Source organism: Acinetobacter sp. 809848, assembly GCF_000581275.1.
In the GTDB taxonomy this organism is placed as follows: domain Bacteria; phylum Pseudomonadota; class Gammaproteobacteria; order Pseudomonadales; family Moraxellaceae; genus Acinetobacter; species Acinetobacter pittii.
On the sequence record NZ_JEXG01000044.1, the window covers coordinates 22,887 to 31,844 of the forward strand.

Here is an 8,958-nt window from a genome sequence, read left to right on the forward strand (position 1 = left end):
AAGACGCGGTTTTAGAACTAGGACTATAGAGTAGATACAAAATTCCGTTTTATCATCTATTCTATCGATGAATTTGACATGACGTCACCTATTTCACGGATATGCAAATAGGTCGATTATTAAAAAGAGTTTGTATATGGATAATCTGCAAACAAATATTGCTGTAGTGACTCAGCAAAGAGCCAAACATACAAAAACTCGCTACTACATTCTTGCGATGATTTTTTTGGTCACGGCTTTTAATTACGGTGATCGTGCAACCCTTTCAATGGCTGCAACGCCAATGTCTCATGAGCTGGGAATCGACTCAGTCACCATGGGTTATATTTTCTCGGCCTTTGCATGGGCCTATGTAATTGGTCAAATTCCAGGTGGTTGGCTACTCGATAAGTTTGGTGCTCGCCGTGTATATTTCTGGAGTCTGTTTTTATGGTCTTTATTCACGGTTTTAATCGGTTTTACCGACATTTTAGGTGATACTGCGACCATCATTACTTCACTCTTTGTACTCAGATTTTTAGTTGGTTTGTCTGAGTCACCTGCTTTTCCGGGTAACAGTAAAATTGCTGCCGCATGGTTTCCAACCAAAGAACGTGGAACTGCCGCTGCCATTTTTAACTCATCCTCTTATTTCTCAACCGTACTTTTTGCTCCCCTAATGGGTTGGCTTGTTGCAACCGTCCACTGGCAGTCTATTTTCTGGGTCATGGGTGGCCTTGGAATCATTCTTTCCTTTATATGGCTTAAGGTTATTTATAGCCCGACCAATCATCCGACAGTAAATCCTGAAGAAGTAAAATATATTGCTTCAGAAGGTGCTTTACTCGACATGGGTGAAAATAGCCAAAATAGTAAAAAAGAGAAAATTACTTGGAGTAAAGTTAAACAATTGCTTGCTTCACGTATGATGCTCGGTATCTTTATTGGGCAATATTGTGTAAATACACTGACCTATTTTTTCTTGACTTGGTTCCCTGTTTACCTTGTCAAAGAAAGACATCTCAGCATTTTAGAAGCCGGTTTTGCAGCAGTTGCACCTGCACTCTGCGGCTTTGTAGGTGGAATTTTAGGTGGCTTGATTTCAGATAAGTTAATTCGAATGAATTACAGCTTAAGCTTTTCAAGAAAGCTACCTATCGTAGTCGGATTCTTGGTTTCAACCTCAATCATTATGTGTAATTACGTCGACTCTCAAGCAGCAATCGTATTCTTTATGTCTTTATCTTTCTTTGGGAAAGGAATCGGCTCTTTAGGTTGGGCAGTCATGTCTGATGTTGCACCAAAAGAAATGGTGGGCTTATCAGGCGGAATGATGAATGCGTTTGGTAATACGGCAGGAATCGTGACCCCAATTGTGATCGGCTATATCTTAGCAAGTACTGGTTCTTTCAACCTTGCATTGACTTATGTCGGTGTGCATGCGATTGCAGCAGTAATTTGCTATACCGCTATTGTGGGCAAAATCCAGCGCTTCGAGTTAAAACCTACCTCTTAAAACTTTAAGTCATAACGCTTAACTAACTTAAGCGTTATGACCTCTCTTCAAATGTATACAAGGAATGATCATGCTGAAGCCTCTCCTCATAAAAATTAGTCCTCTTGATAATGTAGCCATTGTAGTGAATGACGGCGGTTTACCACCTTCTACACATATTGAAGAATACCAACTCATCTTGGTTGATCATGTGCCACAGGGACATAAAGTTTTATTAAAGTCATTAAAGCAAGGTGAAGCAATTGTTCGTTATGGGGAAATTATTGGTTATGCAAATAAAGATTTATCCGCAGGTTCATGGGTAAATGAAGCCGTTACCCAAATGCCTGAGGCACCTGAGCTAGATGATCTTGAGTTAGCAACTCGTCCTGATCCAAAGCTTCCAGTCTTGAGCGGATATACATTTAAAGGTTATAAAAATAAAGATGGCAGCGTCGGCACAAAAAATATTTTAGGTATTACGACTAGTGTTAACTGTGTAGAAGGTATTGTCGATTATGTCGTTAAAATGATTGAGCGCGATTTACTTCCTAAATATCCAAATGTAGATGGTGTAGTCGGATTAAACCATTTATATGGTTGTGGTGTGGCAATCGATGCCCCCGCTGCAATTGTTCCTATTCGTACAATTCATAATCTTGCACTCAACCCTAATTTTGGTGGAGAAATTATGGTGGTGAGTCTAGGCTGCGAAAAAATGCAACCCGAACGACTTCTAAACATTCCTAAAGAAAACAAATATATCCCCCTAGCAAACGAAGATATTATTCAGTTGCAAGATGAACGCCATAACGGTTTTGAAAGTATGGTCAACCATATTTTAACCGTGGCAGAACAACACCTTGAAAAGCTTAATCAACGTACTCGAGAAGAAGTTCCAGTTTCTAATTTAGTTGTAGGCATGCAATGTGGTGGGAGTGATGCATTTTCGGGAGTTACCTCTAACCCTGCCGTTGGTTTCGCAGCTGACTTGATTGTGCAATGTGGCGGTACAGTCATGTTCTCTGAAGTTACGGAAGTCCGCGATGGTATTCACCTACTTACTCCACGTGCAGCAAATGAACAAGTTGCCAAAGATCTAATTCGGGAAATGAAATGGTACGATGACTATTTAGCAGCAGGCCAAGTAGACCGAAGTGCCAATACCACACCGGGTAATAAAAAAGGTGGACTGAATAACATTGTAGAAAAAGCGATGGGATCAATTGCAAAATCAGGCCGCTCACCGATTGTAGAAGTTCTCGCACCGGGCCAAAGACCGACAAAAAAGGGGTTAATTTTTGCGGCCACCCCTTCGAGTGACTTTATCTGTGGTACGCAGCAAATGGCATCTGGTATTACTGTTCAAGTCTTTACCACAGGTCGTGGTACACCCTACGGGCTGGCAGCCGTACCTGTCATTAAAATGGCAAGCCGAAACAATATTGCAAACCGTTGGTATGACCTGATTGATATCAGTGCTGGCGATATTGCGATTGGAAAGAAAACTATTGAAGAAGTGGGCTGGGAACTTTTTGAACTGATTTTACAAGTGGCTAGTGGCGAAAAACAAACGTGGTCGGACCGTTGGGGTATTCATAACTCACTCGCTGTATTTAACCCTGCACCCGTGACCTAATAAGGTTTAAAAGATGAGGCATATCACCTCATCTTTTCACATTTCCCATCTTAATTACGACACATTTCACTAAAACTTAACATCGCTGCTAAAATAACATCGAAAATTAAGAACTCTATTTCTCTATGCAAAATCAGACTGCTTCAAATCTCCCCTCAACTCAACTTGGAAAAGCGCTGCTTTGTCTTATGACATCGGCATTATTATTTTCCATTATGGGAGTATGCATTCGTTTTGCTTCAGAAACGGTAGACAATGCGACCGTCGTGTTTTTTAGAAATGCAGTAGGTTTATTTATTTTCATTCCGATGCTCTTTAAACAAGGTTTAGACTTTATTAAAACCGATAAACTCTGGATGCATACTTGGCGAAGTATTGTCGGGCTAGCCGCCATGTATGGTTTTTTCTATGCCATTGCGAACTTAAAACTCTCAAATGCCATGGTTTTTAGTTATTCATCTCCTATCTTTATTCCACTGATTGCATGGCTTTTCTTAAAAGAAAAAATTACCAAATCGATGATTTTTGCCGCTGTGATTGGGCTCATTGGAGTTTTATTTGTCGCTAAACCCGATCAAGGTCTATTTAACGCATTATCTTTTATTGGCTTGGGTGCATGCTTTTTATCAGCAATGGCCTTTGTCACCGTAAGAGCTTTAACCAATACAGAGCCGCCTGAGCGTATCGTTTTTTACTTCTGTGTTTTCGGTAGTTTAATTTCCTCTATTCCAATGTTTTGGCATTGGCGTATTTTCACTTGGCATGAACTAGCATTACTCATTGCCGCAGGACTTTTAGCAAATATAAGCCAACTTTTTATGTCTTATGCTTATAGCCTAGCCCCAGCTGGCCAAATTGGCCCAATGAACTACATTGCCATTATTTTTGCAGGAATTTGGGGATTTGTTTTTTGGCATGAATTACCTGATCTATTCAGCATTATCGGCATATTTATTATTTTATTTGCGATTTTGCTCTGTAATCCAGTTTTGCAGAAAAAGTTACTTTCTCGATTTAAATAACAAACAAACCTTAATCTAATTTATGTACTGTATTCGATACTCATTTGGTGAAATGCCTGTCCAGTGACGATAGGCTTTTCTAAAATTAGAAGTATCTGAAAAGCCAATTCTCTCAGCAATTTCATCTACGGTTAAAGTTGTTTCTCGCAAATATTCATCCGCAAGACGGCGCCGAGTCTCATCTAATAACTCCTGATAAGTTAAATCAAAACTTGCCAAACGCCGATGTAAGGTACGCTTTGACATATGTAACCGTTCAGCCATTTCTTGAGCTGATGGAAAAAGCCCTGTTCCATCCAATAATATTAAACGGATTGTTTTCACCAACTCAGGCTCTTCAAGTTCAGCAGCACCTAGCATCCGCTCACAAAAGGACTTACACATGTCCGCAGTAATCGGGTTGGCATTTGGGCAAAGTACATCGAGCCACTTTAATTCAAAGTGCCATTGCATCACCCCAGCATTAAACTGAACGGGACAATGAAACACTTTTTCATATTCTTCTGCATAGTCAGGCGCTGGGTATGGTAATAAAAGCTTCTTCGCTTGAAATGGTCCTTCAAGTACCCGTTCAATTAAAGTTTGCATTGAGCTAAACCAAAACTCGCATACCAAAGGCAGAAGCTTACCAAGTGCAATAATGTCCTGCCCTTCAAAAATGGCAACGTCATCTCGAATATAAAATGACTTCTTTAAAATAGGCCCTGCAAGCTTAATGTGTCGGATACCAAGCTCTACCGCTTGTCTAAAATTACGTGAGGAATATAACGCATAGCCATATACCCCAAAATCAGACAACCGCTGCTTTTGCCCTGCGCGCAGACCAATGAGTGGATCATGTGATAGCTTTTGAATATTTTGAAATAGCTGAATTTTTTGAACTTGAGAAATATATAAAGAGGATTGATTCATCGCATCTGGCGAAATATTTGTGCCAGATAGAACATCTAATATTGAATGGCCTTGCAAACCCATTTCATCAAATAAACTGGTCAAACCTAGCAAATATGTATTCGAACCCAGAGATGTATTATCATAATTTCCTTCGATAACACTATTCGCATTTTTATAAACATTATTAGGCATTTAATTCACACCATCCCTAGAGTGACGTGCATAATGGCACTAAACTACCTCTTGCTGTCTCAATTTAACATCGACCATACGACGCTTCAAGCATAAAGTATGATAAGCAAAAGTATGGAAGGAACAATAATGGAAAGCTCCACCTTAAAAAAATATAGCGGCTCTGCCACTGAACATATGGAACTTATTTTTTCCAAACAACGTGCCAATTTTGAGGTAGATCCCTATCCAAGTCTTGAAGCACGTCGCACAAAACTGCATCAACTTAAAAAACAAATTATCCGTTATCAAGATGCTTTAGCTGCTGCGATTAATTCCGATTTTAGTTCTAGATCACTTGATGAATCTAAACTACTAGATTTGCTTGGCTCTGTGTTGGAAGCCGATCATGCGATTCATCATTTACGCCGCTGGATGCGCCCAAGCAAACGCCGTACCGAGCTTTTATTTTTATCAAACCGTTTAAGTGTGCAATACCAACCTAAAGGTGTGGTTGGTGTGATTGTGCCTTGGAACTTCCCCGTTTATTTAGCACTTGGCCCCCTCATTGCCGCTTTGGCTGCGGGCAATCGAGTCATGATTAAACTCCCTGAAATTACACCGAATACTAATGCCATGCTAAGACGCATGCTTGCCGAAGTCTTTAATGAAGATGAAGTGGCCGTGTTTGGTGAAGAAATTACAGACCCAGCAAGATTTACCTCTTTGCCATTTAATCATATTGTCTTTACGGGTTCTCCTGCAATTGGCAAAGTCGTCATGCGAGCAGCAGCTGAAAACTTAACACCTGTTACACTTGAGTTAGGTGGTAAATCTCCTGCAATTGTAAGCCGCAACTACCCGCTTGCCGATGCGGCAAAACGTATTACGCATGGTAAAGCAACAAACAGTGGTCAAATCTGCGTAGCACCTGACTATGCGTTGGTTCCAAAAGAAAGTATTGATGAGTTTGTAGATGCTGCAAAATCAAGCTTTATAAAAATGTTTGGTCAAAACATCACAAACAATGAGAATTACACATCCATTGTGAACGACCGCCATTTAAAACGTATTCAAGATATCTTAACCGATGCACAAGAAAAAGGTGCCCGTATTATTCCTTGCGACACGTATAGCTTCGACCAACAAGGCCGTAGAATGCCTGTACAGATCATGCTGAATTGCACACCAGACATGCGCATTATGAAAGAAGAACTCTTTGGCCCTATTTTACCTGTGGTGGCTTATGATTCTTTAGATGATGCGATTACCTATGTGAAATCGGACGAACGACCTTTAGCGCTCTATTTCTTTACACATAGCTCGGTAGAGCGTGATCGTATTTTACGTGAAACTCATTCGGGCGGTGTGACCATCAATGATTGGGGTTGGCATGTAGTTAACCATGATGCTCCTTTCGGTGGTATCGGCAACTCAGGTATGGGGTCATATCATGGGGAGGAAGGTTTCCGCGAACTTTCACATGCAAAAACTGTATTTATTCGCCATCGGTTTTTCCCGACTCAGCTTTTCCACCCTCCTTATGGAACATTTTTACAAAAGTTAGCGATTCGCTTTTTCTTGAAAAAAGGCGATCCGAATATTAAATAAAGATTATAAAAAAGCCTCGTTATGAGGCTTTTTTATTGGTTTTTAATTAATTAATCAGACGTAATAGAAAAATTATGGAATTTACAGATCTTTAAATAAGTATCTTCAAATAATTTTTCCATTTTAGAATTTCCATCATGATAGTCATCCCAAAATGCTCCACTAAATTCTTTAGGTTCAATAGTAGTAGTTATAGTATCTTCCTGTTTATAAAATGAAATTTCCCAACCTTCAGGTATACTAGGATTAATTATTTCAAATTTAGAAATTTCTACAATAACAGGAGTACCATCAGAATCACGGCGAACAGATACTTTTGTTTCATTTCGATATTCATTAAATTGCACCCCAAAACAGATGTATCTTTTCCCAATAGTAAAATCGTACAAATCACTATCATTACACTTAAGTATCATGGGTTTACTATTCCTTTTACTTTGTAGTCTTTAGTTTGATAATCAATTTTACCCGTCTTAATATTCTTATAATAGTGAATTTGCATGCTTTGACCGTTTGGCATTTTTACAGATTCTGTTGTAAATTTTGCCCAATCACTCAGCTGAGAACCATCTTTCGTAAGAACCTGAACTACACTTGGATTTCTAAGAGGATCTTTCAACTTTATTTCCTGCGAGTTCTTAATTGCTTGTTGAGTCAATCGTCCATCATTTTGTAAAATACCACTTTGCTTGAACGCAAGCTCAGTTCGTAATTTTAGAGCTGAATTTACATTTGCAGCCTTATTTGTATTAATATCCTTTTGAGTTTTAATAAAATCTAAATCTTTCTTTAGTTCAGTAATTTTTTGGCTAACTGCACCATTACTTTTCTTTAAATCAGTTCCAACAACTAAATCAATAGCTGCCATAACTCTATCAAAATCAGAGGTATTTCTTGCAAAAATACTATATAAATCATCTGCCATACCAAGCAGCTCATCTGCACCTTGCTTTTTAATAGAAGCCTTCAGATCATTAACAGTAAAGTTTTTCCCTGCTTTTCTAAAAGCATTTAACTCATCTAATGATTTAACTAAAATCTTACCAGCAGTAGAAGCTAATCTTACTAATGAATTATTTTGTATTGCTATATCTGCAGAATTAGCTGCTGTATTTACATCATAGCCTGCATAAGCAGAGACTACGCCAGCAACAACCTTTCCAGTACTCTTAATTTTGAATTTTTCTTCATCATTATATTCGATTCCATTAGCTGGATCAGGCATTAGACTTGCAACAATTTCCCCAACAGCAGCTCCAATAGCACCGGCTTCACAGCTTGCTTTTGTAGCTGCTGCTGCTGCACATCCCACCGCTGCATGAGCTATTTTATGAATTGTGTATTCCCATACACTTGGGTCCATCTTATCTAAGTTATCACCAATTTGACTTGCCAACTCACCTTGTACAGCACCTGCAAGTCCTGAAAGTAAAGCAACTTTAAGGTTTTCCTCCAAGTTACCACCTTTAATCGCTGTTTGTACTAAAGTTGATCCAACAGATGTAGTAAAATTACTTACTAATCTATCTGATAAAACTGTACTATCTGGTTTTAAATTTAGAGCACTACTAACTTGGCTCATTAAACCAGCAGTAACTACAGATGCGGCTAAATTCTTAATTGAATCTTTACTTCCTAAATCTTTAAGCGTCTTACCGATATCTCCGCCATTATTAATTAAGCTAACACCTGCTTGAGTTGCTAAACTTGTAATAGCAGCATTTGCCATAGCACCAAGTGTTGAAACACCTGTAATTGTGGTTACACCTCCCACTGTTGCTGTTGTAACGCCTGCTGAACCAATCATACTTGCGCCCAAACCAACTGTAGTCCCACTTGCTGCTGTTCCTCCAGCCGCTCCTGCCGCTGCAGCAGTTCCTGTACCCATGGTTACAATCGTTATAATAATCACAATAATTGCAGCGCCAGCAGCTGTAAGACCTTGCTGTTTATAGTCCCAGTCTTTTTGAGTTAGTAAAACTTTTTGCCAATCTACATCTTTTCGATTCACTAATTCTTTTAAATATTCATTTCCTGGTTTTTTAGATAAATCAAGAATCGCATCACGTAGCTCCACCTTATTAACGTCTTTTTCACTTATTGGAACTTGTACACTCAAACCACCTGCAGCTTTAAAGGTAGGTAAA

General features: G+C 39.1%; 7 protein-coding genes. 4 read left to right on the forward strand and 3 right to left on the reverse strand.

The features are described 5' to 3' along the window. The first annotated feature begins 136 nt into the window (after window positions 1-136). From J536_RS21475 to J536_RS21485, 3 genes are all read left to right on the forward strand, one after another. Complete coding sequence (locus tag J536_RS21475; protein WP_002120540.1) at window positions 137-1,495, forward strand: MFS transporter; 1,359 nt, start codon at window positions 137-139, stop codon at window positions 1,493-1,495. 70 nt (window positions 1,496-1,565) lie between these two features. After that, window positions 1,566-3,113: a galactarate dehydratase gene (gene garD / locus J536_RS21480; protein ID WP_032063915.1), complete on the forward strand. Its 1,548-nt coding sequence runs from the start codon at window positions 1,566-1,568 to the stop codon at window positions 3,111-3,113. Window positions 3,114-3,238: 125 nt separating this feature from the next. Next, window positions 3,239-4,135, forward strand: coding sequence for a DMT family transporter (locus J536_RS21485; protein ID WP_032056781.1), 897 nt, complete (start codon window positions 3,239-3,241; stop codon window positions 4,133-4,135). A gap of 15 nt (window positions 4,136-4,150) precedes the next feature. Here the strand turns inward: J536_RS21485 and J536_RS21490 are convergent, their stop codons facing one another. Then, entirely contained in the window at window positions 4,151-5,221 is a 1,071-nt protein-coding gene (locus J536_RS21490; RefSeq protein WP_032056782.1) for an AraC family transcriptional regulator, read from the reverse strand. A gap of 129 nt (window positions 5,222-5,350) precedes the next feature. Between J536_RS21490 and J536_RS21495 the strand changes: the two genes are divergently transcribed. Next, window positions 5,351-6,811, forward strand: a complete 1,461-nt coding sequence (locus J536_RS21495) for a coniferyl aldehyde dehydrogenase (protein WP_032063916.1) — start codon at window positions 5,351-5,353, stop codon at window positions 6,809-6,811. Between the two features lie 50 nt (window positions 6,812-6,861). On the opposite strand, the gene J536_RS21500 is transcribed toward J536_RS21495, so the two are convergent. Then, complete coding sequence (locus tag J536_RS21500) at window positions 6,862-7,227, reverse strand: hypothetical protein (protein WP_032063918.1); 366 nt, start codon at window positions 7,225-7,227, stop codon at window positions 6,862-6,864. Continuing rightward, the coding region (locus J536_RS21505) for a DUF637 domain-containing protein (protein WP_212750234.1) at window positions 7,224-8,958 on the reverse strand (1,735 nt) is incomplete at its 5' end. The genes J536_RS21500 and J536_RS21505, both read right to left, overlap by 4 nt.